Source organism: Streptomyces sp. NPDC001415 (assembly GCF_053597395.1).
On the sequence record NZ_JBSFIE010000006.1, the window covers coordinates 185,871 to 211,995 of the forward strand.

General features: G+C 70.3%; 23 protein-coding genes, 1 tRNA gene and 1 pseudogene. 6 read left to right on the forward strand and 19 right to left on the reverse strand.

Features of this window, described 5'->3' with window-relative positions:
• Positions 1-19: 19 nt before the first annotated feature.
• Together ACWC2B_RS10395 and map are read left to right on the forward strand one after the other, a co-directional pair.
• The gene (locus ACWC2B_RS10395; protein WP_450716056.1) at positions 20-1,189 is read left to right on the forward strand and encodes a thiolase family protein; all 1,170 of its coding nucleotides are present in this window, start codon (positions 20-22) and stop codon (positions 1,187-1,189) included.
• A gap of 58 nt (positions 1,190-1,247) precedes the next feature.
• Positions 1,248-2,015 (forward strand): type I methionyl aminopeptidase, encoded by a 768-nt coding sequence (gene map, locus ACWC2B_RS10400; protein WP_450716057.1) that lies wholly within the window; start codon positions 1,248-1,250, stop codon positions 2,013-2,015.
• Between the two features lie 155 nt (positions 2,016-2,170).
• On the opposite strand, the gene ACWC2B_RS10405 is transcribed toward map, so the two are convergent.
• On the reverse strand, positions 2,171-2,875 hold the full coding sequence (locus ACWC2B_RS10405; RefSeq protein ID WP_450716058.1) for a glycoside hydrolase family 75 protein: 705 nt from the start codon (positions 2,873-2,875) through the stop codon (positions 2,171-2,173).
• Between the two features lie 157 nt (positions 2,876-3,032).
• Positions 3,033-4,847 (reverse strand): gamma-glutamyltransferase, encoded by a 1,815-nt coding sequence (ggt, locus tag ACWC2B_RS10410; RefSeq protein WP_450716059.1) that lies wholly within the window; start codon positions 4,845-4,847, stop codon positions 3,033-3,035.
• A gap of 104 nt (positions 4,848-4,951) precedes the next feature.
• Here ggt and ACWC2B_RS10415 point away from each other — a divergent pair, with 104 nt between their 5' ends.
• Positions 4,952-5,695 carry a hypothetical protein gene (locus ACWC2B_RS10415; protein ID WP_450716060.1) on the forward strand — a complete coding sequence of 248 codons (744 nt, stop codon included), beginning with the start codon at positions 4,952-4,954 and terminating at the stop codon, positions 5,693-5,695.
• On the opposite strand, the gene ACWC2B_RS10420 is transcribed toward ACWC2B_RS10415, so the two are convergent.
• The 8 genes from ACWC2B_RS10420 to ACWC2B_RS10455 all read right to left on the reverse strand — a co-directional run bounded on the left by ACWC2B_RS10420 (position 5,692) and on the right by ACWC2B_RS10455 (position 14,124).
• Entirely contained in the window at positions 5,692-6,939 is a 1,248-nt protein-coding gene (locus ACWC2B_RS10420) for a cytochrome P450 (RefSeq protein WP_450716061.1), read from the reverse strand. The two genes, ACWC2B_RS10415 and ACWC2B_RS10420, sit on opposite strands and share 4 nt — an antisense overlap.
• A 30-nt stretch (positions 6,940-6,969) precedes the next feature.
• Positions 6,970-7,743, reverse strand: coding sequence for an alpha/beta fold hydrolase (locus tag ACWC2B_RS10425; RefSeq protein ID WP_450716062.1), 774 nt, complete (start codon positions 7,741-7,743; stop codon positions 6,970-6,972).
• A gap of 115 nt (positions 7,744-7,858) precedes the next feature.
• Positions 7,859-8,461 (reverse strand): hypothetical protein, encoded by a 603-nt coding sequence (locus tag ACWC2B_RS10430; protein WP_450716063.1) that lies wholly within the window; start codon positions 8,459-8,461, stop codon positions 7,859-7,861.
• Between the two features lie 181 nt (positions 8,462-8,642).
• On the reverse strand, positions 8,643-9,134 hold the full coding sequence (locus ACWC2B_RS10435; RefSeq protein ID WP_450716064.1) for a GerMN domain-containing protein: 492 nt from the start codon (positions 9,132-9,134) through the stop codon (positions 8,643-8,645).
• Positions 9,131-10,597: an ATP-binding protein gene (locus ACWC2B_RS10440; RefSeq protein ID WP_450716065.1), complete on the reverse strand. Its 1,467-nt coding sequence runs from the start codon at positions 10,595-10,597 to the stop codon at positions 9,131-9,133. The genes ACWC2B_RS10435 and ACWC2B_RS10440 overlap by 4 nt, the downstream gene beginning before the upstream one ends.
• Entirely contained in the window at positions 10,594-11,286 is a 693-nt protein-coding gene (locus ACWC2B_RS10445) for a response regulator (protein ID WP_450716066.1), read from the reverse strand. Before ACWC2B_RS10445 ends, ACWC2B_RS10440 begins: the two co-directional genes overlap by 4 nt.
• 34 nt (positions 11,287-11,320) lie before the next feature.
• Complete coding sequence (gene murJ, locus ACWC2B_RS10450) at positions 11,321-12,967, reverse strand: murein biosynthesis integral membrane protein MurJ (RefSeq protein ID WP_450716067.1); 1,647 nt, start codon at positions 12,965-12,967, stop codon at positions 11,321-11,323.
• Entirely contained in the window at positions 12,964-14,124 is a 1,161-nt protein-coding gene (locus tag ACWC2B_RS10455) for a lipid II:glycine glycyltransferase FemX (protein ID WP_450716216.1), read from the reverse strand. Before ACWC2B_RS10455 ends, murJ begins: the two co-directional genes overlap by 4 nt.
• Before the next feature lie 224 nt (positions 14,125-14,348).
• On the opposite strand from ACWC2B_RS10455, the gene ACWC2B_RS10460 reads away from it, so the two are divergent.
• Together ACWC2B_RS10460 and ACWC2B_RS10465 are read left to right on the forward strand one after the other, a co-directional pair.
• Positions 14,349-15,581, forward strand: coding sequence for a L,D-transpeptidase (locus ACWC2B_RS10460; RefSeq protein WP_450716068.1), 1,233 nt, complete (start codon positions 14,349-14,351; stop codon positions 15,579-15,581).
• Between the two features lie 111 nt (positions 15,582-15,692).
• Positions 15,693-17,303 (forward strand): CocE/NonD family hydrolase, encoded by a 1,611-nt coding sequence (locus ACWC2B_RS10465; RefSeq protein ID WP_450716069.1) that lies wholly within the window; start codon positions 15,693-15,695, stop codon positions 17,301-17,303.
• A gap of 36 nt (positions 17,304-17,339) precedes the next feature.
• On the opposite strand, the gene ACWC2B_RS10470 is transcribed toward ACWC2B_RS10465, so the two are convergent.
• The 9 genes from ACWC2B_RS10470 to ACWC2B_RS10510 form a co-directional block, all read right to left on the reverse strand.
• Positions 17,340-18,212: an amino acid ABC transporter permease gene (locus ACWC2B_RS10470; protein ID WP_450716070.1), complete on the reverse strand. Its 873-nt coding sequence runs from the start codon at positions 18,210-18,212 to the stop codon at positions 17,340-17,342.
• Positions 18,209-18,853, reverse strand: coding sequence for an amino acid ABC transporter permease (locus tag ACWC2B_RS10475; RefSeq protein ID WP_450716071.1), 645 nt, complete (start codon positions 18,851-18,853; stop codon positions 18,209-18,211). The genes ACWC2B_RS10470 and ACWC2B_RS10475 overlap by 4 nt, the downstream gene beginning before the upstream one ends.
• Before the next feature lie 7 nt (positions 18,854-18,860).
• On the reverse strand, positions 18,861-19,766 hold the full coding sequence (locus ACWC2B_RS10480) for a glutamate ABC transporter substrate-binding protein (RefSeq protein WP_450716072.1): 906 nt from the start codon (positions 19,764-19,766) through the stop codon (positions 18,861-18,863).
• Between the two features lie 18 nt (positions 19,767-19,784).
• Positions 19,785-20,528: an amino acid ABC transporter ATP-binding protein gene (locus tag ACWC2B_RS10485; protein ID WP_450716073.1), complete on the reverse strand. Its 744-nt coding sequence runs from the start codon at positions 20,526-20,528 to the stop codon at positions 19,785-19,787.
• Between the two features lie 151 nt (positions 20,529-20,679).
• On the reverse strand, positions 20,680-21,114 hold the full coding sequence (locus ACWC2B_RS10490) for a DUF6278 family protein (protein ID WP_450716074.1): 435 nt from the start codon (positions 21,112-21,114) through the stop codon (positions 20,680-20,682).
• Positions 21,115-21,197: 83 nt separating this feature from the next.
• A complete protein-coding gene (locus ACWC2B_RS10495; protein WP_450716075.1) occupies positions 21,198-21,977 on the reverse strand; it encodes an exodeoxyribonuclease III in 780 nt (259 codons plus the stop codon).
• A 30-nt stretch (positions 21,978-22,007) separates the two neighbouring features.
• The gene (locus ACWC2B_RS10500) at positions 22,008-22,640 is read right to left on the reverse strand and encodes an MBL fold metallo-hydrolase (RefSeq protein ID WP_450716217.1); all 633 of its coding nucleotides are present in this window, start codon (positions 22,638-22,640) and stop codon (positions 22,008-22,010) included.
• 50 nt (positions 22,641-22,690) lie between these two features.
• Positions 22,691-24,013, reverse strand: a complete 1,323-nt coding sequence (gene pcaDC / locus ACWC2B_RS10505; RefSeq protein WP_450716076.1) for a bifunctional 3-oxoadipate enol-lactonase/4-carboxymuconolactone decarboxylase PcaDC — start codon at positions 24,011-24,013, stop codon at positions 22,691-22,693.
• Positions 24,014-24,334: 321 nt separating this feature from the next.
• Positions 24,335-24,408, reverse strand: a tRNA-Pro gene (locus ACWC2B_RS10510).
• 343 nt (positions 24,409-24,751) lie between these two features.
• Here ACWC2B_RS10510 and ACWC2B_RS10515 point away from each other — a divergent pair.
• Positions 24,752-25,991 (forward strand): annotated as a pseudogene (locus ACWC2B_RS10515) (IS256 family transposase).
• Positions 25,992-26,125: the final 134 nt, after the last annotated feature.

Here is a 26,125-nt window from a genome sequence, read left to right on the forward strand (position 1 = left end):
AGAGCCGAGGGAGCGCATCATGCGTGACGCCGTGATCGTGGAAGCCGTACGCACACCGATCGGCAAGGGGAAGCCGGGCGGGGCCCTGTCGGGGACCCATCCGGTCGAGTTGCTCGCTCACACCCTGCGCACCCTGGTGGAGCGCGGCGGCATCGACCCCGCCCTCGTCGACGACGTCATCGGCGGCACCGTGGACCAGGTCGGCGAGCAGGCCATGAACACCACCCGGTACGCCTGGCTGTCGGCCGGGTTCCCCGACTCGGTGCCCGCGACGACGGTCGACCGGCAGTGCGGGTCCTCGCAGCAGGCCGTGCACTTCGCCGCGCAGGGCGTGATCTCCGGGGCGTACGACCTGGTCGTGGCCTGCGGGGTGGAGTCGATGAGCCGGGTGCCGATGTGGTCCAACGTGCCTGCGGGGAAAGACCCGTTCGGGCCGGGGGTCGCCGCGCGCTTCCCCGAGGGGCTCGTCCCCCAGGGGATCAGCGCCGAGCTCATCGCCGCCAAGTGGTCGATCGGGCGGTGGCAGATGGACGAGTTCGCCACGGCCTCGCACCAGAAGGCCGCGCACGCCTGGGAGAGCGGCCTGTTCGAGGCGGAGACCGCGCCGATCGCCGGCCTCGCGCGGGACGAGTCCGTACGCCCGGCCACCACCCCCGAGATCCTCGCCGGGCTCAAGCCGTCGTTCATGGACCCGGCCTTCGCAGAGCGGTTCCCGGAGATCGACTGGTCGGTGACGGCGGGCAACAGCAGCCCGACCAACGACGGCGCGTCGGCGGTCCTGATCACCTCCAGCGAGACGGCCGCCCGGCTCGGACTGCGCCCGATCGCCCGGCTGCACAGCTTCGCGGTGACCGGCTCCGACCCGGTCCTGATGCTGACCGGGGTCATCCCGGCGACGGAGAAGGTGCTGCGCAAGGCTGGGCTCGACCTCGGCGACATCGACCTCTTCGAGGTCAACGAGGCGTTCGCCAGCGTGGTCCTGGCCTGGCAGCAGGAGACCGGCGCCGACCCGGCGAAGGTGAACGTGCACGGCGGCGCGATCGCGCTCGGCCACCCGCTCGGCGCGAGCGGCACCCGCCTGATGACCACGCTGGTGCACGCGATGCGGGAGCGCGGGGCGCGCTACGCGCTGCAGACCATGTGCGAGGCGGGCGGCCTCGCCAACGCGACGATCCTGGAAGCCATTTGAGCCGACCCGAAGGGGACCCGAGCGCTCACCCCATTCAAATACCGGTATAGTAATTGGAATGGTGGAGATCAAGAGCGATACCCAGATGGATGCGATGCGCGAGGCGGGTCGTGTGGTGGCCCACGCCCTGGCGGCGGCGCGGGAGGCGGCCGGCGTCGGCGTGAGCCTCGCCGAACTCGACGCCGCCGCGCGGGAGATCCTGTTCAAGGCGGGCGCGACGTCGCCGTTCCTCGACTATCACCCCGAGTTCGCGCCCGTCCCCTTCCCGGCCACCGCGTGCGTCTCCGTCAACGACGCGATCGTGCACGGCATCCCGGACGGCTACCGGCTGCGCGACGGCGACCTGGTCAGCGTCGACTTCGGGGCGGTGCTCGACGGCTGGGCCGGGGACTCGGCGATCAGCTTCACCGTCGGCCGGGCCCGGCCCGAGGACGTACGCCTCGTCGAGACGGCGTTCCGGGCGCTGGACGCCGGGATCGCGGCGGCGGTCGTCGGCAACCGCATCGGCGACATCGCCCACGCGATCGGGCGGGTCTGCCGCGGCGCGGGCTACGGCATCCCGGACGGGTTCGGGGGCCACGGCATCGGCCGCCACATGCACGAGGACCCGGCCGTGCCCAACGAGGGGCGGGCCGGGCGGGGCATGGTGCTGCGGCACGGGATGGTGCTGGCGATCGAGCCGATGCTGATCGCCGACGGGAGCGATGCGTACTATCCGGCGGCCGACGGGTGGACGCTGCGCACTGTGAGCGGGGCGCGGGCCGCCCATGCCGAGCACACCGTCGCCGTCACCGACGCGGGACCTCGCGTGCTCACCCTGCCCTAGCGGGGCACGCTTCCCGCTCCCGCGTGCTGTTGGTCGGGGGCGGGTCCGCCGTGGCTGGTCGCGCAGTTGCCCGCGCCCCTTGAAAGCCTGGCTCCATGTCACAGGCCCGCGCCTGTGAAGGGGCACGCCACCGCACCTGACCGCAATGGGTTCGCTCAGTTGTTGGCCACGAACTGCTGGGCCAATTCGTCGCCCAGGGCCGCTGCCGCGCCGTGGCTCTCGATCGGCTTCGACCGGGAGTTCTTGAACAGGATGTACGTGACGCCGGACTGCGCCCCGCCCGTCTTCGGATCGGGGTTCATGCCGAGCGCCTTGGCGGTGGCGTACGACGCCTCGCCGATCACGTTGCTCGGGCCCGTGTCGCCGACGACGGCGTACTCGACCTTGTTGCCGTAGATGACGGCGACGACACCGCCGCCCTTGATGCCGGCCGAGGCATAGTTCCAGATCGAGCCGGGGCTCGGCACCACCACGTACGGCAGCTTCTCCGCGTTGAGCGGCTTGCCGTTCGACTGGTGGAAGCTGGTGTCGGGCTGGAACCAGGGGTCCGTGTTCTCGTTGCAGGCCTCGGTGATCTGGCCGTCGCAGTCGATGCCCAGATCGGCCTTCCAGAACACGGCGCCGTTCTTGCCGCAGACCGGGACGGTCGCCGGGCTCCCGCCGTCCGTCCTGTACTTGCCGTTGGAGATCTGGGAGCAGGTCCTCACCTTGGCGAGGAGCTCGTCCGCGCCGACCGAGCCGGGGTCCGCCCTGGTGGGCGCGTTGGAGGTGTGGGCACCCCGCGCGGTGGCGGGGAGCACCACCGTGGCGAACAGGACGGCGCCGGATGCTGCGGCGAGGGCGAGTTGTCTGGTACGCACGTGGGGACCGACCTTCCTGTTAGGAAAGTTTCCTTACCCGTTGTGCGAGCAATTGGCGCCTGGCCGTGACCGCGTCAACCTCGCTCACAACAAGAGGCCCATGGTTCCCGGCCGTTCAGGTCGGGCCCATGGGCCTCACCGGCAACGTCAGCCGGGGCTACTGCTTTCCACTCGGATGGACCACCAGCGCCGAACCACCGCCGCGCCGAACCTTCTCGGCCGCGGCGAGCCAGCGCCCGTCCGGCAGGCGCTGCACTCCGGTCGCCGCCCCGATCTCGGGGTTCAGCGAGAACGAGTGGCCGAGCGCCTCCAACTGGGCCCTCAAGGGACTGTTGTAGAGGGTGGGTTCGAGCTCGGTCTTCGCCGCGTTGCGCTGGCTGGCACGCGGTGCCGCGATCGCGTCGACCAGCGGCATCTCCCGGTCCAGATGGTTGATCAGCGTCTGCAGGACGGTGGTGATGATGGTCGCGCCGCCCGGCGAGCCGAGCGCGAGCACCGGCTTGTCGTGCCGGTCGAGCACGATCGTCGGCGAGATGGAGGAGCGCGGCCGCTTGCCCGGGCCTGGCAGGTTCGGGTCGTGGACGGCCGGGTTCGCCGGGGCGAAGGAGAAGTCGGTCAGCTCGTTGTTGAGCAGGAAGCCCCGGCCCGGCACGGTGATCGCGCTGCCGCCCGTCTGCTCGATGGTGAGCGTGTACGCGACGACGTTGCCCCACTTGTCGGCGACCGTCAGATGCGTGGTGTTGTCCCCCTCGTACGTGGTCTCGGCCGCCGGGCCCGACGTCTTGCACGCCTGCGGGTGGCGCGGGTCGCCGGGGGCGAGGGGGCTGGTCAGGACCGCGTCGTCCTTGATCAGGCAGGCCCGCGAGTCGGCGAAGCGCTGCGAGAGCAGGCCCTTGACCGGCACGTCCTCGAAGTCCGGGTCGCCCACCCAGCGGCCCCGGTCGGCGAACGCGATCCGGCTCGCCTCGATGTAGTGGTGCAGGAATTGCACGTCCGACGCCTTGGACAGGTCGGTGTTCTCCAGGATGTTGAGGGCCTCGCCGACCGTCGTGCCGCCGGAGGTGGAGGGGGCCATGCCGTACACGTCGAGCCCGTGGTAGTCGACCTTGGTGGGGGCCTGGAACTTCGCCTCGTACGCGCGCAGGTCCTTCTCGGTCAGGTCGCCGCTGCGCACCTTGCGGGTCGACTTGGGGTCGACGGGCGGCTTGCGGACGGTCTTGACGATGTCGTCGCCGAGGTCGCCCCCGTAGACCGCGTCGACGCCCTTGCGGCCCAACTCCTCGTAGGTGCGCGCCAGATCGGGGTTCTTGAAGGTGGAGCCGACCACCGGGAGCTGTCCGCCCGGCAGGAACAGCTTGGCGGTGTCGGGGAAGTCGGCGAACCGGGCCTGGTTGTCCTTGGTCTGCGAGCGGAAGGTGTCGTCGACGGTGAACCCGTCGCGCGCGATCCGTTCCGCGGGCTTCAGGAGCGTACGCAGCGACTTGCTTCCCCAGGCGTCCAGGGCCCGGTCCCAAGTGGCCGGGGTGCCCGGGGTGCCGACGCCGAGCCCGCTGGTCACGGCGTCCGCGAAGGGCAGCGGCTTGCCGTTCTCCACGAAGAGCGAGGACGTGGCGGACGCGGGCGCGGTCTCGCGGCCGTCGAGGGTGTGCACGGAGCGGGAGGCGGCGTCGTAGTAGACGAAGTAGCCGCCTCCGCCGATGCCGGAGGAGTACGGCTCGGTGACGCCGAGGGCCGCGGCGGTGGCGACGGCCGCGTCCACGGCGTTGCCGCCGTTCCTGAGGACTTCGAGGCCGGCGGCGGACGCGTCCGCGTCCACGCTGGAGACCGCTCCCCCGTAGCCGACCGCCTCCGGCACCTTGGCGGGGGTCCGACCGGGCGGCGCGGCCGTCGTGGGCGGGGCCGCTGCGACCGAGGCCGCCACCGCGGCCGCCGCGGCGAGGAGGGACAGGGTACGGGCAGCGGAACGACGCATGCATACCTCCCGTTGGCGAACGTCCGCGCAGCGTAACGCCGTCCCGGGGGCCGCGTCATGAGCAAGTCGAACAGGGGCACGAACTGCCGCTAGCATGCCCGCCCATGAATGACGACATACGCAACATCGTGCTCGGCGTGCTGGCCGCGGGCATAAGCGCCGCCCTGGGATGGGTCACCCGGACCTACCTCTGGAAGCGGAAACTCCGCCGCAAGCAGGCCTTCTTCGGGCTGCCCGACCATTCGGAGTGCCTGCTGGTCGTCAACCGCGCCGCGGGGCACGAGGTCGCGGTGCACCGTTTCGACGTGTTCGCGCTCCTCGAACTGTCCTCGCTCATCAAGGACTGCGGGGCGCACGCCCAGATCATTCAGCACGATCTCGCGCAGCAGGGCTTCGGCGAGCGCACCGAGTTCTGCCTCGGCGGGCCCTATTCGAACCGGCGGATGGCAGCCCACCTCGCCTCCCTGCTGCCCGGCGTGAAGATGAACGTGGACTCCGAGCCGAGCCCCGACCGGGGCGCCTTCCAGATCGGCTCGGAGCGCTACCGGCTGGAGAACGGGGTCTGCGAGTACGTGATCCTGGCCCGGGTCACACCAGCCCAGGACTCCCGTCCGGTGTTCCTCTTCTGCGGCCAGTCCGCGATCACCAACCAGGCCGCCACCCGCTATCTCGCCCGGAATTCCGAGAAGCTCGCCCGTAAGCACGGCAACAACTCGTTCTGCCTGCTCCTGAAGGTGGTCAACTCGCATGCGTACGGGCCCGACGTGGTGGAGCTCGTCGCCGATGTGACGCGGGCGGCCCAGGAACCGGCCCCGGCGGTCCGCACCTCGCACCGGGCGGGGAGTTAACCCATCTGAAGCCAACTAGCCTTCAAAGGCAGGGACTTGATGCCGTTGATGAAGTTGGAGACGAGCCGGCGCGGCGGGCCCGCGAGTTCGGTGCGGGGCAGGACGCGCAGCGCCTCCTCGTGCAGCACTCTCAGTTGCAGCCGGGCGAAGTGCGCGCCGAGGCAGACGTGCGGGCCGTCGCCGAACGAGACGTGCGGGTTCGGGCCGCGGGCGAGGTCCAGGCGGTGCGGGTCGGCGAAGACGCGCTCGTCGTGGTTGGCGGAGGCGTGGAAGACGACGACCTTGTCCCCGGCGGCGATGTTCTGCCCGGCGAGGACGGTCGCGCGGTCGGCGGTGCGCCGGAAGCTCAGCACCGGCGGATGCCACCGCAGGAGCTCCTCGACGGCCACCCCCAGGGCCACCTGACCACCCATCAACTTCCCTCGCTCGTCCGGGTGTTCAGCGAGGGCGAGGAGTCCGCCCGGTGCCGCGCTGCGTACAGTGTCATTGCCCGCCACCGTGAGCAGGAAGAAGAACATCTCCAGCTCGGCGTCGGCGAGTTCCGAGTGCGCGAGCGAGGTCATGATGTCGTCGGCGGGGCGCTCGCGTTTGTACGCGGCGAGCTCCTGGGCGTACGCGAACATCTCCGCCAGCATCGCGGGCGAGCGCGGGTTGACCGGCCGCCCGTCGGGACCGAGCACCGGCGGCTCGTCCGGGTCCTGGTAGGCGATCACGCGCTCGGTCCACTCCAGGAGGAGCCCCCGATCGCCCGGCGGCACCCCGAGGAGGTCGGTGAGGTTGAGCAGCGCGTAGTCGTCGGTGACGTCTGCGACCAGGTCGAACACGCCGTCCTCGGCGCCGTCGCGGGCCCCGGCGAGCAGGGCCCGGGCCCGCTCGCGCGCCAGCGCCGCGAAGCGGTCGATCCGGCCCGGCGTGAAGGCGCGGCTGACCAGGCGGCGCAGCCTGCCGTGCCCCGGAGGATCTTGGTTGAGCATCATGCGGCGGATGAACGGCAGGTCCGCCGGGTCGGGGTCGCGGATCTGGGTCGCGCCGAGGGCGGAGGAGAAGGTGCCCGCGTCCTTGAGGACCCGTACGACGTCCGCGTGGCGGGTGACCGCCCAGAAGCCTGGGCCGGCCGGCCAGCCGAGCACCTCGGGCTCCGTCTGCCACGCGACCGGGTGGTGGTCGCGCAGCTCGCGGTAGGCGGCGTGCGGGGGCCCGGCCGCGTACAGGCGGGGGTCGAAGACGTCGGGGGTGTCAGCCATGGCGTGCGTTCTCAGACACGGTGGGCATTCTCAGACATGGTCCGCCCGCAGGAAGTCCTCGACGGTGCGGATCAGGTCGAGGGGCGCCTCGTCCATGGCGTGGTGCCCGGCGTGGGGCAGTTCGACGAGCTGGCCCGCCGGGTACCAGCGCAGCCAGGTGGCGCGCAGGAACTCTGCGCTGATCGCCGGGTCGAGCGCGCCGGTCACCGCGAGCGCGGGCACCGGGGATCCCTCGGTCTCCTCGTGGAAGTCCTCGCCCGACCACGAGTCGAGCCAGGCGCGGAACGCCTTGGGGTCGCTGCGGTCCACCGAGCGCCGGGTCATCCGGTCCAGCCAGGCGTCGGGGCGCTCGCCGCCGGTGGTGAGGTCGATGATGGCGCGGCGTTTGGCGGGGTGCTCGGCGGCCTCGGTGAACAGTTCGCGGGTCGCTTCGTCCATCGGCATGCCGCTCGCCGGGACGGGCGAGATGCCGACCATGCGGCGCACCCGGTCGGGGGCGGCGGCCAGGACACGCTGGACGACGGCGCCGCCCATCGAGTGCCCGATCAGCGAGAACCGGTGCCAGCCGAGCCGGTCGGCGAGCGCCAGGACGTCCCCGGCGCCCTCGCTCGTGGTGAACGCGCCGGTGGCGTCCCTGGCCTCGCCGTAGCCGCGCAGGTCGACGAAGGCGTAGGTGAAGGCGGCGGCGTCGAGGTCGGGCAGTACGGCGGCGTAGTCGCCGCGGTCGGCGAGCCAGCCGTGCACGGCGACGACCCGGTGGGCCCCGTCGCCGTGGAGGGTGTGGGGCAGCGTGAATCCGGCCATGAGCACTCCGATTCCGGGCAGCGGTCGTCGGCGTACGGCTCGCTGGTGGTGCTGTCGGCGCGCGAGACGTACGCGTACACGGTGGCGCTCGCCCTGCCACGAGGCAAGAAGCCGGTCAGAACTCCCAGGGACTGTCGGCCGGTTCCACCGTGCGGTTCTCGACGGCGACCTCTCCGGGCGCCCACCCCCGCACCACATCGAGCAGTTCGGCCGCGTCGAAGTCGAAGACCTGCTCCTCGAAGCAGAGCCCGTGCGCGTCCGTCGCGCGGCCGAGCACGGGCGCCAGGCGCCGGTACATGGAGCGCGGGCGGCTGATGTAGGGCAGCGCGGGTGAGCGCAGGTCCACGACGAGGAAGCGGCGCACCTTGTGGCCGGTCCGCACCGCTACCGCGCTCACGGCGGTGACGTCGTCCCAGTCGATGCGGCCGGCCAGCCAGGTCGGCAGCCGCACGGTGAGCGCGTCGGCGTCCACGTCGAGCCGCAGCGGGCGCAGCAGGTAGCCGGCGAAGGTGGCCGCCGCGACCAGGACGGCCGCACCCGACACGGCCATCACGGGACCCGCGAAGCCACTGTTGGGGCCGTCGAAGACAGAGGCGGCGGCGATGCACCAGATCACGGCCACCGCGATCGCGGCGAGCGGGACCCAGATCAGGGTGCGCCGCAGCCGCAGGACGATCGGGGCGGTCGCGGGCGGCGTAGCGCTGGCTGAATTCTCCACACGCAGAGCTTGGTCCGTCGGCGGCCCGGACGCCAGGGTGTTACCCATGGGTTTACTGAATCGAAGTCAACAGCCCGAGATCATTTCGGCGCTTCCTCATGTCCGGCGCGTTCTCATGTCCGGCACGTTCTCACGTCGGGCACGTTCTCACGTCGGGCACGTTCTCACGTCGGGCACGTTCTCACGTCGGGCACGTGAGGGGGCTGAGCGAGCTCTTGGCTCCGGTGCCGAGGATCGTGACCCGCACCGTGCCGGCCCGCGTCGCCGCCTGCAGTACGGTGCAGGCGATCTGCCGCTGGGCGACCGGCGTGAGCCCCGAGGCGTCCTGGCTGAGCGCGACCGTCGCCACGCCATCCTCCATGCTCATCTTCAACGGGCCCTGGACCGGGGGCAGTTCGGTGCGTAGCCCGGCGTCCCTCTCGGCCTTGTTCGGGCCCGCGAAGAGCAGCGGAAGCGCCGCTTGAGGGGTGCCTTCGCGCACCACGGGCATCAGCCCGTCGGGGCCCGCGAAGTAGAGCACGGTGCCGTCGCCCGGCGGCGCCGCCTGTGGGCTCGCGGGCCCACCCACCGCGATGACATCGGTGGACTGGATGCCGCAGCCGGCCGCGAGGAGCCCGGCCGGAAGCAGGGCGAGCGCGGCAAGCGCGCGGGGCGCCGTGGCCCTGACCTTCATCGCACGGCCTCCACGGGTCCGGCCGCGAGCGGCCCGGTCGGCAGCTCGACGGTGAAGACCGCCCCGCCGTCCGGCCCGTTCGCCGCACGCACCGTGCCGCCGTGCAGCCGCACGTTCTCCAGGGTGATCGCGAGGCCGAGGCCGCTGCCCGCCGAGCGGGTACGGGCCGCGTCCGCCTTGAAGAACCGGTCGAAGATGTGCGGCAGCACGGCCGCGTCGATGCCGGGCCCGCGGTCGGCGACCTCCACCACCAACGGCCCCTCGCCCGTCCCGCGGCGCAGCCGTACGGTCACCGGCTCCGAGCCGTGCCGCAGGGCGTTCCCGACGAGGTTGGCCACCACGATGTCGAACCGCCGCGGATCGATCATCGCCCGTACGCCGTCCGGGAGTTGGGTGACGACGCGGTCCTCCCAGTGCCGTCGCTGGAGGGTTTTGCGGATGGTCTCGGCGACGTCGACCTCGTCGGCGTTGAGCTCGGCGGCCTTGGCGTCGAAGCGGGAGATCTCCATCAGGTCCTCGACGAGGGTGGCGAGCTTGCCGGTCTCGGCCGAGATGAGGCGCACCGCGCGCGCCGTGTCCGGGTCGAGGCCGTCGGCGTCCTCGTCGAGCACCTCGGTCACGGCGAGCATGCCGGCCAGCGGGGTGCGCAGCTCGTGCGAGACGTCGGAGGCGAACCTCCTGGCCCGCGCCTCGGCCTTCTGCAGCTCCTCGACCGAACGCTCCAGTTCCTCCGCCGACTCGTTGAACGTCCAGGCCAGGTCGGCGAGTTCGTCCGATCCCTTGACCTCGATACGGGTGTCGAGCCTGCCCTTGCCCATGCTGCTCGCGGCCCGCCGCAGATCGCGCACCGGCCGCAGCACGCTGCGCGCGGCGAGCAGCGCCGGCACCACGGCGACGGCGAGGGCGGGCAGCGCGCCGTTCTTGGCCGCCGAGACCATGGCCTGGATGGTGACGCCCTCCGGCCTGAGGTCCATGACGGCATACAGGTAGACCCCGCTGCGCTGCTGATCGCCGCTCCCGCCGAACATCACCGGCATGCCGATGGTCAGGTACGGCGTGCCGTCCTGGACCACGCGCTGGAACGAGGCGTGCGCGTTGGCGTGGGTCTGGCGACGCAGCTCGTCGGTGAGCACGGTGGAGGTGGGCCGCAGGGTGGAGGACGCGCGCAGGCTGCCGTACTCGGCGAACACGATCCAGGGACGCGGCTTGCCCGCCCTGGCCAGCGCCTGGCAGACGTTCTTCATCTCCGCGGTGGAGGTGGGCAGCGCGAAGTACTGGTTGGCTATCTGCTCGCGGAACTGCTGGACGGCCTGGTCCTGGGCCTGCTGGAGGATGGCCGAGCGGGCCGACTGATAGGTGAGGGCCGCGGTCGTGACCGCGCTGACCGCGGCCACCAGGAGGAACGCCGCGATCAGCCGGGTACGCAGGCCCAGGCGCAATGCCCGGCGGACGCGGAATCTCACAGTGGCCCGAAGCGGTAGCCGAAGCCGCGCACGGTCTGGATGTAGCGGGGGGTGCCGTCGGGGCCGCCGGTGTCGCCGAGCTTCTGGCGCAGCCGCCGTACGCAGGCGTCGACCAGGCGGGCGTCGCCGTGGTAGCTGTGCTCCCACACCGATTCGAGGAGCTGCTGGCGGCTGAAGACCTGCTCGGGGGAGGCCGCGAGGTGGAGCAGGAGCTTCAGTTCGGAGGGGGCGAGTGCCAGGCGCTCGCCGTTCTTGGCGGCGGTCAGGCCCGCCCGGTCGAGGGCGAGCTCGCCGTGGAACTCGGGGCCCGGGCGGGCGGCGACGGGGTCGGCGAGGCGGCGCAGTACGGCCCGGATGCGGGCCTCGATGACCTCGGTGCGGGCGGGCTTGACGATGTAGTCGTCGGCGCCCGCTTCGAGGCCGACCACCACGTCGAAGTCGTCGCCGCGCGCGGTGAGCATGATGATCGGCAGCTGGCTGGTCTCGCGTATGCGGCGGCAGACCTGGACGCCGTTCATGCCGGGCAGCATCAGGTCGAGCAGCACCAGCTCGGGCAGGAAGGTGCCCAGCGAGCCGAGTCCGGCCTCGCCGGTCCCGGCGGCCAGCACCTCGTGGCCGCGCCTGCGCAGCCCGAGCTCGACCCCCTCGCGTACGGAGGGGTCGTCTTCGATGAGCAGCACGCGTGGCATAGGCGTCAGTATCCCAACCGTCTCTTTTGTCCCGTCACCGGGTTCGGCGCCGGCCGCCGCGCGCCTTGGCGATCATGGCGTTGATGTCGGTGAGGCCGAGCGGCCGGGCCAGCAGGGCGAGGGCGACGACGAGCGTCACGGCTCCGGCGCCCGCCGCCGCGACGCTGCCGAGCGGCTCGGCCGCGCGGGCCGCCGCGTAGCCGAGCGCCGCCGATGGCGCACACCCCAGGAGCAGCTTCAGGTGCGCGAGCAGCGCCGGGGAGCGGAGCAGCGGGCCGCCGCCGAGCCTGCGGTTGAGGGTGTACGCGGTGACCGCGAGCCCCGCGAAGAGCGCCACCGTGTAGGCCCCGGCGATCCCGGTCACCGCCCAGCGCGCGGGCAGCACCAGGTAGGCGACGGCGGTGAGGCCCGCGTTCGTCCCGGCGATGACGAGGTTGAGCAGGAACGGGGTGCGGGTGTCGCCGAGCGCGTAGAAGCCGCGGGACAGGACGTACTGGCCCGACAGCGCGATCAGGCCGGGTGCGAACGCCATGAGCATGCCCGCCATCACCGTGATGTCGCCGGCGCCCGTCCTGCCGTACTCGTAGACCGAGCCGAGGATCCAGGGCGCGAGCGCGAACAGCGCGCAGGCCGCGGGGACGATCATCGCGGCACAGGTCCGCAGCCCGTACGAGAGGTCCGCGCGCACCCGCGCGAGGTCGCCGTCGGCCGAGGCCCGGCTCATCCGCGGCATGAGCGCGGTGACCAGGGACACGGTGACGATGCCGTGCGGCACCATCCAGAGCACGTACGCATTGGTGTACGGGGTGTATCCCGCTCCCCCGACGACGCCCTCGGCCACCGCCTCGGCGCCGGCGGTGGTGGCGAGCCGGGTCACCACCCAGTACGCGAGCTGGTTGGAGACGACGAGCAGCACGGCCCAGCCCGCCGACCTCAGCGGCCGGCCGAGTCCGCTGCCGCGCCAGTCGAACCGGGGCCGCCAGCGGAATCCGGCCGAGCGCAGGGAGGGGATCAGGGCGAGGGCCTGGACGGCGATGCCGGCGGTGGTGCCCCAGCCGAGCAGCCGGGTGTCGCCCGCGCTCAGCGTGCCCCCGCCGCCCGCGGCCAGTGCGAGGTAGAGCCCGAACACCCCTATGACGACAAGGTTGTTGAGCACCGGGGTCCACATCATGGCGCCGAACCGGCCGCGCGCGTTGAGGACCTGGCCGAACAGGGTGAACAGGCCGTAGAAGAGGATCTGCGGAAGGCAGTAGCGGGCCAGGGCGATCGTGAGGTCGGCCTGGGCGCCGGAGTAGTCGGTGTAGGCACCCACGATCCAGGGCGCGGCGAACACCGCGAGCGCGGTGACGACGACCAGCGCGGTGGTGCAGGCGGTCATCAGCCGGTCGGTGTAGGCGGCGCCCCCGTCGGCGTGCTCCTTGGCGGCGCGCACCAGCTCGGGCACGAAGACCGCGTTGAGGGTGCCGCCGATGAGGAGCATGTAGAGGATGTTGGGGACGTTGTTGGCGACCGCGTAGCCGTCGCCGAGCAGCCCGACGCCGAGCGCGGCCGCGATCACCGCGGAGCGTACGAATCCGGTCGCGCGCGAGACGATGGAGCCCGCCGCCATCAGGGCGCTGCTGCGCAGCAGGCCGGAACTCTTGGAACCCTGGTCTACGGGTTGCGTGGCGATCTCGGTCACCGGCGGGCCAGGTACGCCTGGAAGGCGCGGTACAAGGCGTTGTTGGTGGTCCCGCCCATGGATGTCTCCCACTCCCCCAGCGTCTCGACGACCTGGCCTCCGGTGCCGAGTTTCCAGCGCAGGAGGCCGAAGGGCCGGTCCCGCGGATCAAGAGTGGAGGGTACCCCGCGCATGTCGTACACCTCGGCGCCGAGCGCCCGGGCGTCCTGGATCATCTGCCACTGGAGCGCGTTGCTGGGGCGGACCTCGCGGCGGTGGTCGGCGGAGGCGCCGGTCTGGTACCAGACCCGCCGGCCGACCGTGATCATGGTGTGCGCGGCGAGCACCTCACCCTGGTGCACGGCGAGGCAGAGCCGCATGCGGCCGGGCTGCTCGGCGTTGAGCGCCGCGTACTGGCGCTCGTAGTACGCGAGGGACCGGCCGAGGCGGAATCCGTCGCGCTCCTCGGTGATCCTCAGCAGCCGGTAGAACTCGGGGAGGTCCTGGGCTCCCCCGGCGACGATCCGCACCCCGGCCTTGCCGGCGGTGCGTACGTTGCGCCGCCATTCCTGGTTGAGCCCGGCCCACAGCTCGTCGGTGCTGCGGCCGGCCAGGGGCAGCCTGAAGACGTGGCGCGGCTGGGCGTCGGCGTCGCCGCCGTCGTCGCCGCCGCACCGCTTCCAGCCGCGGGCCCGCAGCCGTTCCGCGACGGCGGAGCCGAGCGGGTCGACCTCGGTGGCCAGTACGTCGCCGACCCTGCGGCCCGTTCCCGTGGCGGCCTTCAGGCGGGCGGCGTCCCAGCGGCGGTAGGCGGGCGTGGGTCCGATCCGTACCGCGAAGGCGCCCGCCCGGCGAAGGTGGCGCAGCAACGGCCCGAGCCAGCGGTCCACCCCGGGGTCGGCCCAGTCGGCGACCGGCCCCTCCGGAAGATAGGCGAAGTATTTCCGGGTGCCGGGGAATTGCCGGTAGAGGACCTGGGCGACCCCGGCCAATTCACCGTTGTCAAGGGACCATCCGACCCTTTCCGCGAACCATTGGTCCTTCACCTCGGCCCAGGAGGGGCATTGCAGAAAGCTGACGTCGGCGCGGCCGGCGAGAAAGGAGCGGTACTGGGCGGCGGTGAGGCCGCGGACCTCCGCGTCCTGATCGCGGTCACCGGTCACCAGCAGTGCGGACACGTCCATGGCCTCCCAACTGCGCCCCGCCGTCGGCCCGTCGGGGATGCACAGGATGCTCACAGCGGTCCGTGACGGCCATGCACTACGAATGTGACGGGACCATGACCATGGTGCTGCGGCCCTCGTCACACAACGAATTCCGAGTTTCTCGGCCCGTCCCGCAACCTAAAGTCCAGCTGGTGACTCTCACCTACGGAAAAGCATTTGCAACGGAGGTTTTCCAGTTGAGCCGCATACGACGTCACACCCTGCGCCGCCGCCCGGTCCGCCTCGCCGCCATAGCCGGAACGGCGGTTCTCGCCGCGGCGCTGACCGCCTGCGGGGGCGGCGACTCCTCGTCCGGTGGCGCGAAGTCCGACCTCAAGTCCGAGAAGAAGACCGAGATTTCGGTGAACCTGACGGGCAAGCAGGCGAAGGCGGGCGAGCCCGTGAAGGTGACGCTCGCCGACGGCAAGCTGCAGAGCGTCACGGTCGCCGACGCCAAGGGCGGCAAGCTCGACGGGAAGATGTCCGCCGACGGGAAGACCTGGACCTCGGACCGCGTCGCCGCGCCGGGCACCTCGTACAGCGTCGAAGCCAAGGACGACAAGGGCGGCACGGCCAAGGCCGACTTCGCGACCGCGGCGCCCGACAAGGAGAACAAGCTGGCCCTGTCGCCCGGCAAGGACTCCACGGTCGGCGTCGGCCAGCCGCTCTCGATCGTGTTCGACCACCCGGTGAAGAACAAGGCCGAGGTCGAGAAGCAGCTGAAGGTGACCACCTCCAACAACACCGAGGGTTCCTGGGGCTGGATGGAGGACTACTCGGGCAAGTCCCGCGTCGACTGGCGCCCCAAGGACTACTGGAAGCCCGGCACCAAGGTGACCCTGGAGGCCAACCTCAACGGCGTGGACTCGGGCCCCTCGGGCGGCTGGTTCACGAAGGACTACAAGACCGGCTTCACCGTCGGCAAGGACCAGCTCGTCAAGGTCGACCTCGACAACCACCGCCTCAAGCTGTTCCGCGACGGCCAGTTGGTGAAGGACATCGCGATGTCGGCGGGCACCCCCGGCGGCGACAAGGGGTCCTGGCGCGGCAAGACCGTCCTGATGGCGAAGGAGGGGACGATCAACATGAACTCGGAGACCGTCGGCCTCGGCGACTCGTACAACAAGATGGTCGACTACTCGATGCGGCTCACCTGGTCGGGGATGTACGCGCACGCGGCGCCATGGAACCACGCGTACTTCGGCTCCGCGAACAAGAGCTCCGGCTGCATCGGCATGAGCGACGCCGACGCCAAGTTCGTGTACGACTCCGTGCAGATCGGCGACCCCTTCGAGATCACCGGCGACGACGCCAAGGGCACCCAGGCCCTCAACAACGGCTATGGCGAGTGGAACCTGACGTACGACGCCTGGAAGGCCAAGAGCGCGCTCACGGGCAACGCCGGAAACGCCGGCACCACCAGTAACTGACAGCCCGTCCAATAATCGTTACCCTCGCGTAACTTACCGACCAGTTACCCCAGGTAAGCCCTCGCGGTTACCGTCGGGTCACTTTGCACCGGCGCGAGCGAGGAGCGATTCATGGCCCCCCACCACCTGTCCGGCCGGCCGTCCAGGACCACGGCCGCGGCCCTCACCGCCGCGGCCCTGTTCGCGGGCGCCGCCTTCGGCCTCGCCCCCGCGGCCGAGGCGGCCCCGGCGAGAGCCGCGGCCACCGCCCCGGCGGGCAGTAGCAGCCTGAAGTTCTACGACATCCCCGGCTCCGGCGGGATCACCCTCAAGGGCAATGTGTTCACACCGGCCGGGGCCAGGGCCGGCGACAGGTACCCGCTGATCGTCTTCCCCACCAGCTGGGGCATGCCGCAGATCGAGTACCTCGCGCAGGCCCAGAAGCTCGCCGACGCGGGCTACACCGTGGTCAGCTACACCTCGCGCGGCTTCTGGCTCTCGGGCGGAAACATCGAGGTCGCCGGCCCGCCGGACGTCGCCGACGCCTCCTCCGTCATCGACTGGGCGCTCGCCCACACCCCCTCCGACCCCGCGCGGATCGGCATGGGCGGCGTCTCGTACGGCGCGGGCATCAGCCTGCTCGCGGCCGGACACGACAAGCGGATCAAGGCAGTTGTGGCGATGAGCGGCTGGGCCGACCTCATCCAGTCCATCTACAGCGGCCGCACCCAGCACCTCCAGGCCGCGGCCATGCTGGGCGCCGCGGGCCAGATCACCGGCCGTCCGAGCGCCGAACTGAACCAGATCCTCAAGGAGTTCCTCGGCTCCGACCTGTCCAAGGAACAGGACATGATCGACTGGGGAAAGAAGCGCTCCCCCGCGACCTACCTGGACCAGATCAACAAGAACGGCGCCGCCCTCATGCTGGGCAACGCCTGGGGCGACAGCCTCTTCCCGCCCAACCAGTACGCCGACTTCTTCACCAAGCTGACCGGCCCCAAGCGCCTCGAATTCCGCCCCGGCGACCACGCCACCGCCGAGGCGACCGGCCTGCTCGGGCTGCCCAACGACGTGTGGACGGACGCCCACCGCTGGTTCGACCACTACCTCAAGGGCCGCGCCAACGGCATCGACAAGGAGCAGCCGGTCCAGCTCAAGTCGCGCACCGACGGCTCCTACGAGGGCTATCCCAGCTGGCAGGCGGTCGGCGCGGCCAAGGAGGACCTGGCGCTGACCGGCACGCAGAAGATCTGGGCGAACGTCGACTCGGGCGCCGACGGCGGGATCATCTTCCTGTCCAGCATCCTGGACCAGTTCGCGAAGCTGCCGCCGATGGCGTCGATCCCGCTGCTGCCGCGCTCGTTCGCGGCGGTGTGGCAGTCGGGGACGTACGGCGAGGACCGCAGAATCCGGGGAACGTCCAGGCTGCACACCACGCTCACCTCAACCAAGGAGAGCGGCACCCTCGTCGCATACCTCTACGACGTGGGCCCGCTCGGCCTCGGCAAGCTGGTCAGCAACGCCCCGTACACCTTCCACGGACAGACGCCCGGCAAGCCGTTCCCCGTCGACCTGGAGCTCTTCTCCACGTCGTACGACGTTCCGGCCGGCCATCATCTGGCACTGGTGGTGGACACCGTCGACCCGCTCTACATCGAGCACAACCCGCTCGGCGCGCAGCTGACCTTCTCCTCGCCCGCGTCAGACCCGTCTCATCTGACGGTCCCTCTCCGCGAGAAGTGATCACCGGCTGCTGCCGAGTGGATTCTTGCCCCTCAGCTACTGCACACCCGGCAGCAGCGTCCCTGGTTCAGCCGGTGCGACGTCCACGGCCTCCGTCTTGGGATTGCGCTTCTGTCTCCTGGCCATCCAGGTGGCGAACCAGGAAAGCAGCATGCACATCCCGATGTAGATCGGCGAGATCACCATCACCACGGGGATGAACGGCAAATCGTAGTCGAGATTCGACGCGATGAGCTTCCCCGCGTGCAGGAACTCCTCGTAGGTGATCAGGTAGCCGAGCGAGGTGTCCTTCAGGGCGACCACCAGTTGGCTGATGATGGTCGGCAGCATCGCCCGGATTCCCTGCGGGACCAGCACGTACGTCATGACCTGCGTCTTGCCCATGCCGAGTGAGAATGCCGCCTCCTTCTGGCCGCGTTCCACGGAGTTGACGCCGGTTCTGAAGACCTCGGCGAGCACCGAGCCGTTGTAGAGCGTGAGCCCGGCCACCAGGGCGGGCAGCGGCTGCACCTTCAGCGCCACGAAGATGAAGAAGATCATCACGAGGACGGGCATCGCGCGGAAGAACTCGACGAGCAGGGTCGCGATCCAGCGAAGCGGCCGGTGGTCCGAGAGCCGCCCGGTGGCGAGCACCGCGCCGAGCGCGATCGAGAGCACCGAGGCGAACGCGAAGGCCCGCAGTGTGTTGCCGAGCCCGCGCAGCAGCAGCTCCTGGATGCCCTTGTACTCGAACGGCGTCCACTTCGCGGACGTGAACTGGTTGGTGTCGAAGAGGAGATAGACGATCCAGCCGACCAGGCCGAGGATCAGAATCGTCGAGATGACGCCGTAGACCAGGTGCCGCTGCTGGGTCCTGGGCCCGGGAATGTCGTAGAGGGCGGTGGATTCCGTGGCCAGTTGGGCGGTCATCGGGCGACTCCCCAGCGCTTTTCGAGGATGTTGAAGACGGCGCTGATGAAGAGGGTGATGATCAGGTAGCCGATCGCGATCCAGACGAAGGTCCAGATGATGTCGTAGCCGCGCTCGCTCAACGTCTTGTACGTTCCGAGGAGTTCGGTGACGCTGAACGCCCCGGCGATCGCGGAGTTCTTCGCGAGTGCGATCAAGGTGGAGCCGATCGGCGGGATCACGGACCTGAAGGCCTGCGGAAGAACCACCGTGGACAGGGTCTGCCCGAAGGTCATCCCGAGGCTTCTGGCCGCCTCGCCCTGCCCCTTGGGCACGGTGTTGATGCCGGAGCGCAGCGCCTCGCAGATGAACGACGAGGTGTAGCAGCCGAGCGCGATCACCGCGAAGAGCTGGAAGGGCAGCACAAGGCCGAAGCGCGGCAGGCCGAGCAGTACGGCGAAGAACAACAGCGTCAGCGGGGTGTTGCGCAGCACGGTCACCCACACCGTGCCGAGCGCCCGGAACGAGCCGACCGGCGAGACCCGGCAGGACGCCATGACGAAGCCGAGCACGAGCGCCAGGGCCGAGGCGTAGACGGTCAGTTCGACGGTGCCGAGGAAGCCCTTGCCGTACAGCGAGAAGTTCTTGGTGAGTACGTCCATTGCGGCCTCAGCTCGCCGGGTAGCGGTCGATGGGCGGGGCGGGGGCCGCGGGGCGCCCGGAAAGGCCCAGCGTCGCGGCGTACGCCTTCTTCCAGTCGCCGTTCTTCTCGTGGGTCTCGATGGCGTCGTCGAGCGCGAACCGCAGCGTGTTGTCGCTCCTGGGCACGCCCACGCCGTACGGCTCCTTGGAGAACGGCTTGCCGACGACCTTGAGTTCGTCGGGCACCTTGGCCGCGTAGCCGCTCAGGATGGTGTCGTCGGTGGTGACGGCGGCGACCTGGAAGGTGAGCAGGTTGTCCACGCACACGGAGTACGTGTCGTAGGCGACCATGTCGACCTTCGGGTAGTCCTTCTGCATCCGTTGGAAGGGGGTGGACCCGGCGGCCGAGCAGACGCGCTTGCCGGCGAAGTCCTGGGGCGCGGTGAGGTCCTTCTCATCCTTGCGGACCAGCAGGCCCTGGCCGGCCATGTAGTACGGGCCCGCGAAGCCGACCAGCTTCTTGCGCTTGTCGTTGATGGTGTACGTGCCGACGTAGTAGTCGATCTGGCCGTTCTGCAGGGCGGTCTCGCGGTTCGCCGAGGCGATCGTCTTGAACTCGATGGTCTTGGGGTCGAAGCCGAGGGACGCGGACATCATCTTGGCGATCTCGATGTCGAACCCGGTGTAGACGCCGGTGGCCGGGTCCTTCTCACCGAGGTAGGGCTGGTCCTCCTTGGCGCCGACGATCAGGTGGCCGCGGCTCTTCGCCCGGCGCCACACCGAGGAGTCGGGGAAGCTGACGCCCTTGGCCACCGCGTAGTGCGGCAGCAGTTCGCCCTTCGGGCCCTTCACCGGCGGGCTGCCCGACTTGCCGCAGCCGGCCACGGCCAGGGCCAGGAACAGGGCGGCGAGCGCGCGTCGTTTGGCCATCATCGTTGCGTACACCCCCGCTCAGTGCTTGAGGATCTTGGAGAGGAAGTCCTTGGCCCGGTCGCTCTGCGGGTTGGTGAAGAAGTCGTCGGGGGTGCGGTCCTCGACGATGCGGCCGTCCGCCATGAACACGACGCGGTTGGCGGCGGAGCGGGCGAAGCCCATCTCGTGGGTGACGACGACCATGGTCATGCCGTCGCGGGCGAGCTGCTGCATGACTTCGAGCACCTCGTTGATCATCTCCGGGTCGAGCGCCGAGGTGGGCTCGTCGAAGAGCATGACCTTGGGGTCCATGGCCAGGGCGCGCGCGATGGCCACGCGCTGCTGCTGGCCGCCGGAGAGCTGGGCGGGGAGCTTCTCCGCCTGGGAAGCGAGACCGACCCGGTCGAGGAGCTCGTGGGAACGCCGGTCGGCGTCCTCCTTCTTGCGGCCCCGGACCTTGATCTGGGCCAGCGAGACATTGGCGAGGACGGTCTTGTGCGCGAAGAGGTTGAACGACTGGAAGACCATGCCCACTTCGGCGCGGAGCTGGGCGAGGCCCTTGCCCTCCTCCGGAAGGGGTCTGCCGTCGATGGCGATCGAGCCGGACTCGATCGTCTCAAGGCGGTTCATCGTCCGGCAGAGCGTCGACTTGCCCGAGCCGGACGGCCCGATGACCACCACCACCTCCCCGCGCCCGACGGTGAGGTTGATGCCCTGGAGGACGTGCAACTTCCCGTAGTACTTGTTGACGTCACGCAGCTCGATCAACGGATCGACGGCCATACGCTGTCCTGCCCACTCATCGCGGTGTCGAGGTCAGCGCAAACTATCCAGCCCGGTAAGGGACTTCATCCCGACACGCACGAATAGGGCATAAACCGTATTTTGACCATGGCGGTCCGAGGAGTGCCGGGGTGCTCCGCTGCGGGGCCGGTCAGGCCTCCGAGGCCTCGGCGTACACCTGGAACAGTTCGGGAGCGCCGGTCGCGGCCCAGGTCAGGCCCGCGTCCACGACGTCGATCTCGCGGCCGGAGGCGAGCCGCACCACCGGCTGGCCGCTGGGCCACACGTCCCAGCTCGCTCCCGGGACGGTGCGCACGATGACGGTGCCCAGATACAGACCGGCGTCATTGCCCAGCCAGGGCAGCTCCTCCGGGTCCTCGCGCCAGCGCGGCGGCAGCTGGTCGAGCGCCTCCAACGACATCGGCGAGTCGTCGAGTTCGAGCTTGTCCTGCCAGGCTCTCGCCCGGAGCAGCTCGCACTCCGACAGCAGCTCCGCGACGCCCTCCGGGTCTTCCCTGACGGCCCCGTAGACGGCCACCCCGGGCGCCGTTGTGTGCCGCTTTCGCCAGTTCTGGAGGAAGTTCATACGATCCAGACTCCCATCGGAGGCTCAGTTGCACTACAAGGCACGCGGGGTGCCACGTCAACGCCGGGGTGACCGCGAGGCCCTCAGAGCTCCAGGTCCACGACGACGGGCGCGTGGTCGGAGGCGCCCTTGCCCTTGCGCTCCTCGCGGTCCACGTAGCTGTCCTTGACGGCCTTGGCGAACGGCTCGTTCCCGTAGACCAGGTCGATGCGCATGCCCCGGTTCTTGGGGAACGCGAGCTGGCGGTAGTCCCAGTACGTGTAGGGACGGTCGTACTTGAGCGGGCGGGGCACCACGTCGGACAGGCCCGCCTCGCGCAGCGCGGCGAGCGCGGCCCGCTCGGCGGGGGTGACATGGGTGAGGCCCTCGAAGACCGCCGGGTCGAAGACGTCCTCGTCGGTCGGGGCCACGTTGAAGTCGCCGAGCACCGCGAAGGGGCGCTGCCCCGCCGCGTCCTCGGCGACGGCCGCCTTGAGGGCCTCGAACCAGGTCAGCTTGTACGCGTAGTGGTCGTGCTCGACCTCGCGGCCGTTGGGCACGTACACCGACCAGAGGCGGACGCCGCCGCAGGTCGCCGAGATCGCGCGCGGCTCCTGCGTCCCCTCGTAGTCGGGGCCGCCGGGCAGCCCGAGCACGATGTCGTCGAGGCCGACGCGGGAGACCAGGGCCACCCCGTTCCACCGGCCGGTGGCATTGACCGCGGACTCGTAGCCGAGCTCACGCAGCTGGGCGGCGGGGAAGCCCTCGGCGGTGGTCTTGGTCTCCTGGATGCACAGCACGTCCGTGCCGGTGCTCTCCAGCCAGGCCAGCAGGCGGGGCAGCCGAGCGGTGATCGAGTTGACGTTCCAGGTGGCGATGCGCATGGATCCCAACCTACCGCCCGGCTCTGACACTCACAGCTGCGTCGAGTCCCCGGGCGTCAGACGGGCGTGGTCGGCGCCGCCGAGGCCGCCGATCTGTGAGTCGTAGATGGGCCGGGCGAGGTCGGTGAGCAGGGCGTCGTGAATGTCGATGGCGCGGCGCGGCCTGACCTCGCGCACGTAGTCGATGACCTCGGAGATCTTGTTCCAGGGAGCCATCACCGGAAGCATCAGGGTGTCCACGGCGTGGTCGGGGACGGTGAGCGCGTCGCCGGGGTGGAAGACCGAACCGTCCACCAGGAAGCCGATGTTGGTGATGCGCGGGATGTCCGGGTGGATCACCGCGTGCAGTTCTCCGTGCACCTGGATGTCGAAGCCGGCCGCGCTGAAGGCGTCACCGTGGCCGACCGTGTGGACGCGGCCGGGGAAGGCCGCCGAGATCTTCTCCGCGACACTGCGCAGGGTCCAGATCTCGGCGGCGGGGTTGGATTCGAGGCCGGTCCGCAGCCGCTCCTCGTTGAAGTGGTCGAGGTGCTCGTGAGTGACCAGGACGGCGTCGGCACCGAGCGCCGCGTCGCTCTCGCTGAACGTACCCGGATCGATGACAAGGGTCCGTCCGTCCTTCTCCAGCTGGACGCAGGCGTGGGTCTTCTTGGTCAACTTCATGTTCATGCCTCCATCCTGCTCCCGGCGCCGCGCGGGGGCGTGGAATCAGGTCATCCGCGGGGCGTCGTCTCCTCCCGGATGACCGCGCCGACGACGCGGAACGCGGCGTTCGCCGCGGGAACGCCGCAGTACACGCCGGTCTGGAGCAGCACTTCCTTGATCTCGTCGGGGCTGAGCCCGGCGCGCAGCGCGGCCCGCGTGTGGGCCGCGAGGTCGTCGAGGTGGCCGCCCGTCGTGAGCGCGGCGAGCGCCACCGCGGCCCGGGTCCGCCGGTCGAGGCCGTCCCGCGCCCACACCTCGCCCCAGGCGTGGCGGGTGGTGAGCTCGTCGAAGTCGGCGCCGAACGCGTCGGCGCCGGCCGTCTCGGCGTCCACATGGGCGTCGCCGAGGACCTCGCGCCGGATCTTCATGCCGAGTTCGTACGCGTCCGAATTCGCGGGCGGCTCGACGGGAGCGGGGGCGAAAGCGGGGGCTGGAGCATGGGCGGGAGCCGCCTCCTCGACCAGAGCTTCGGCCGCGATCGGGGCCACCGGCACGGGCAGGACCGGCGACGCCGGAATCGCGGTGAGCCCCGTGGTCGAATCGGGCACAGCCTGCCAGGCCGTGGAGAAGTGGCGTACGAGGAGGTCGGTGACGGCGGCCGGCTGCTCGACCGGCGCCAGGTGGGACGCACCCGGCACCACGGCGAGGCCGGCGCCGGGTATACCCGCGACCAGGATGCGCGCGTCGCCGGGCCCGGTCACCCGGTCCTCGGCGCCGACCAGGGCGAGCGTGGGGGCAGTGATGCGGCCGAGCTCGGCGCGGATGTCGAAGGCGGCGAGCGCCTCGCAGGCCGCGATGTAGCAGGCGGGATCGGTGGTGCGGACCATCTGCACGGCCCATTCCACGATCGCGGGCTGAGCGGCGGCGTACGCGGCGGTGAACCAGCGCTCGGGCGCGGAGCGGGCCATCGGGTCCATGCCGTTGGCGCGGACGATCACACCGCGCTGACGGAACTCGTCGGCGGTGCCGAACCGGGCGGAGGCCGCGACCAGAGCCAGCGAGGCGACCCGGTGCGGGTGACGCAGCGCGAGGTCGGCGCCGATCGCCCCGCCGATGGAGCAGCCGGCGTAGCCGAAACGCTGGACGCCGAGCGCGTCGAGAGTGGCGACCAGCCGGTCCCCGAGCTCGGCGACGGAGTGGGCCGGCTCAGCGGGGGCGCCACCGTGCCCGGGCAGGTCGAAGCGGATGACCCGCCAGGTACCGGCCAGCTCGGGTATCTGGCGGTCCCACATGTGCCATGTGGTACCCAGGGAGGGGCCCAGAACCAGGACCGGAGCGTCTTCTGGCCCGTCAACGCGGTATTGCAGGGTATTCGCAGTCGTCTCACTCACCCGACCACGCTCCCACGTCTCACATTTCTCTCACGACAGGGGTCGGGGCACCGGTCAGACCACTCCAGACATCCGCCGCCGAGCGGAGGTCTTCCACGTCCGGCTTCACATACCAGCGCTTCGTGGTCCTCACATCGGTATGTCCTGCCCAGCGGGCGAGGAGATGGTCGGGAATGAAGCTTCCCCTTGATCTGATCGTGGACACCTGGAGACTGGGATGACCCGAGTCAAGGACGCCGGCCTTCGGATGGCCCCCAGGAATGGTCAGGGCCGGTTTTCGGATTCCTCCGAAAACCGGCCCTGACCTGCGACTCTTACAAGTCGGGACGACAGGATTTGAACCTGCGACCCCTTGACCCCCAGTCAAGTGCGCTACCAAGCTGCGCCACGTCCCGATGCCCATCCGACCTGGGGTTTCCCCCGGCCGTTCGTGCATGAAGACCTTACCAGCGTGTAACCGATGCTTTGTTGAGGTCTTGGGCGGCCCGGGGACACGTTCGGGAACGACCGGAAGGTCCTCGACCGGCCGCAGGAGACAGCCGAACCCACCGAAACCCTGGGCGATCTGCCCGGCGCGAGATGGTGTCCCTCTTCGTGGTGTACGGGATCAGCGGCTGGGAGTGCGCGGGCGTCTACCCGGGGCGCACTTCCACGGGTGCGTACCGCTCCCTGAACAGGAGGCGGGCCACCGCGTAACTCTCCTTGGTGAACGCCCAGTTCAACCACGAGGAGTGCACGATGGCCCTGTCCCAGTCTGAACTGATACGGCTGCTTGAGTCACTACGCTCGACGGACGGAATCGAGCTCGTCCGCGCGATTGCCGAGCGGATGGTGCAGGAGCTGATCGAGGCCGAGGCGAGTGCCCACATCGGCGCGGAGTGGAACGAGCACACGCCGACGCGGACCAACATCCGCAACGGGCACCGCGAGAAAGTGCTGACCACGCTGGCCGGCGATCTGGACCTGGAGATCCCCAAGGTCCGCACCGGCAGCTTCTTTCCCTCGCTGCTGGAACGCCGGCGCCGGATCGACCAGGCCCTCTACGCCGTGATCATGGAGGCATACGTGCACGGCGTCTCCACCCGCAGCGTCGATGACCTGGTCAAAGCCCTCGGCGGGGACAGCGGCATCTCCAAGTCGGAGGTCTCGCGGATCTGCGCGGCGCTGGACGAGCCGCTGACCGCATTCCGCACCCGCCCGCTGGATCACGTCCGCTTCCCCTACGTCTACCTGGACGCGACCTACTGCAAGGCGCGGGTGAACCACCAGATCGTCTCCCGGGCGGTGGTGGTCGCTACCGGCATCACCGAGGACGGCAACCGTGAGGTCCTGGGCCTGATGGTCGGGGACAGCGAGAGCGAGGCGTTCTGGAAGGAGTTCCTGTGCTCCCTGCGGGAGCGCGGCCTGTCCGGCGTCCGCCTGGTCGTCACCGACCAGCACGCCGGGCTGGTCGCCGCGGTCCGCAAGGTCATGCTCGGCGCCGCCTGGCAGCGGTGCAGGGTCCATTTCCTGCGCAACGTCTTCAGCGTGATCGACCGGGACTCCGGCGAGATGGTCGCCGCGACGATCCGCACCATCTTCACCCAGCCCACTGCCGGCCTCGTGCGCACTCAGCTGGACACCGTCGCCGACATGCTCGGCGCCCAGTTCCCCCAAGGTCAAAGCCATGCTGTTGGAAGCGAAGGAGGATCTGACCGCGTTCGCGGACTTCCCACCCCGGCACTGGAAGAAGATCCAGTCCACGAACCCGCTGGAACGGGTGAACCGCGAGATCAAGCGCAGGATCGACGTCGTCCAGGTCTTCCCCAACGACGACGCGCTCATCCGGCTGGTCACCGCCGTGCTCTTCGAGATGCACGACGAATGGATCGCCTTCCCCCGCCGCTACCTCCCCGAAGGCAGCATGAGCGAGATCTACCGCGAACTCCCCGAAAGCGCCCCCGCGCTACCCAACACCCCGAACACGCCCACCAGTTGATCCCCAACACCACGACCAGGGACACGACCCGGCGCGATGAGCAGCGGCTCCCAGCGATGCCCCATGGAGGCGGATCCGGCCGACCAGCGGGCCGCCGGCTCTCAGACTCGACGGGTTCGGCGCGGGATCATTGC

Excerpts from the sequence above, each read along its gene's own strand:
- ggt (WP_450716059.1), bottom strand. The coding sequence starts at position 4,847 with ATGCGTCGTTCCGCTGCCCGTACCCTGTCCCTCCTCGCCGCGGCGGCC.
- map (WP_450716057.1), top strand. The coding sequence starts at position 1,248 with ATGGTGGAGATCAAGAGCGATACCCAGATGGATGCGATGCGCGAGGCG.
- ACWC2B_RS10475 (WP_450716071.1), bottom strand. The coding sequence starts at position 18,853 with ATGGACGTACTCACCAAGAACTTCTCGCTGTACGGCAAGGGCTTCCTC.
- ACWC2B_RS10420 (WP_450716061.1), bottom strand. The coding sequence starts at position 6,939 with ATGGCTGACACCCCCGACGTCTTCGACCCCCGCCTGTACGCGGCCGGG.
- ACWC2B_RS10495 (WP_450716075.1), bottom strand. The coding sequence starts at position 21,977 with ATGCGCATCGCCACCTGGAACGTCAACTCGATCACCGCTCGGCTGCCC.
- ACWC2B_RS10425 (WP_450716062.1), bottom strand. The coding sequence starts at position 7,743 with ATGGCCGGATTCACGCTGCCCCACACCCTCCACGGCGACGGGGCCCAC.
- ACWC2B_RS10445 (WP_450716066.1), bottom strand. The coding sequence starts at position 11,286 with ATGCCACGCGTGCTGCTCATCGAAGACGACCCCTCCGTACGCGAGGGG.
- ACWC2B_RS10480 (WP_450716072.1), bottom strand. The coding sequence starts at position 19,766 with ATGATGGCCAAACGACGCGCGCTCGCCGCCCTGTTCCTGGCCCTGGCC.
- ACWC2B_RS10490 (WP_450716074.1), bottom strand. The coding sequence starts at position 21,114 with ATGAACTTCCTCCAGAACTGGCGAAAGCGGCACACAACGGCGCCCGGG.
- ACWC2B_RS10415 (WP_450716060.1), top strand. The coding sequence starts at position 4,952 with ATGAATGACGACATACGCAACATCGTGCTCGGCGTGCTGGCCGCGGGC.
- ACWC2B_RS10435 (WP_450716064.1), bottom strand. The coding sequence starts at position 9,134 with ATGAAGGTCAGGGCCACGGCGCCCCGCGCGCTTGCCGCGCTCGCCCTG.
- ACWC2B_RS10465 (WP_450716069.1), top strand. The coding sequence starts at position 15,693 with ATGGCCCCCCACCACCTGTCCGGCCGGCCGTCCAGGACCACGGCCGCG.
- ACWC2B_RS10395 (WP_450716056.1), top strand. The coding sequence starts at position 20 with ATGCGTGACGCCGTGATCGTGGAAGCCGTACGCACACCGATCGGCAAG.
- ACWC2B_RS10485 (WP_450716073.1), bottom strand. The coding sequence starts at position 20,528 with ATGGCCGTCGATCCGTTGATCGAGCTGCGTGACGTCAACAAGTACTAC.
- ACWC2B_RS10470 (WP_450716070.1), bottom strand. The coding sequence starts at position 18,212 with ATGACCGCCCAACTGGCCACGGAATCCACCGCCCTCTACGACATTCCC.
- ACWC2B_RS10500 (WP_450716217.1), bottom strand. The coding sequence starts at position 22,640 with ATGAAGTTGACCAAGAAGACCCACGCCTGCGTCCAGCTGGAGAAGGAC.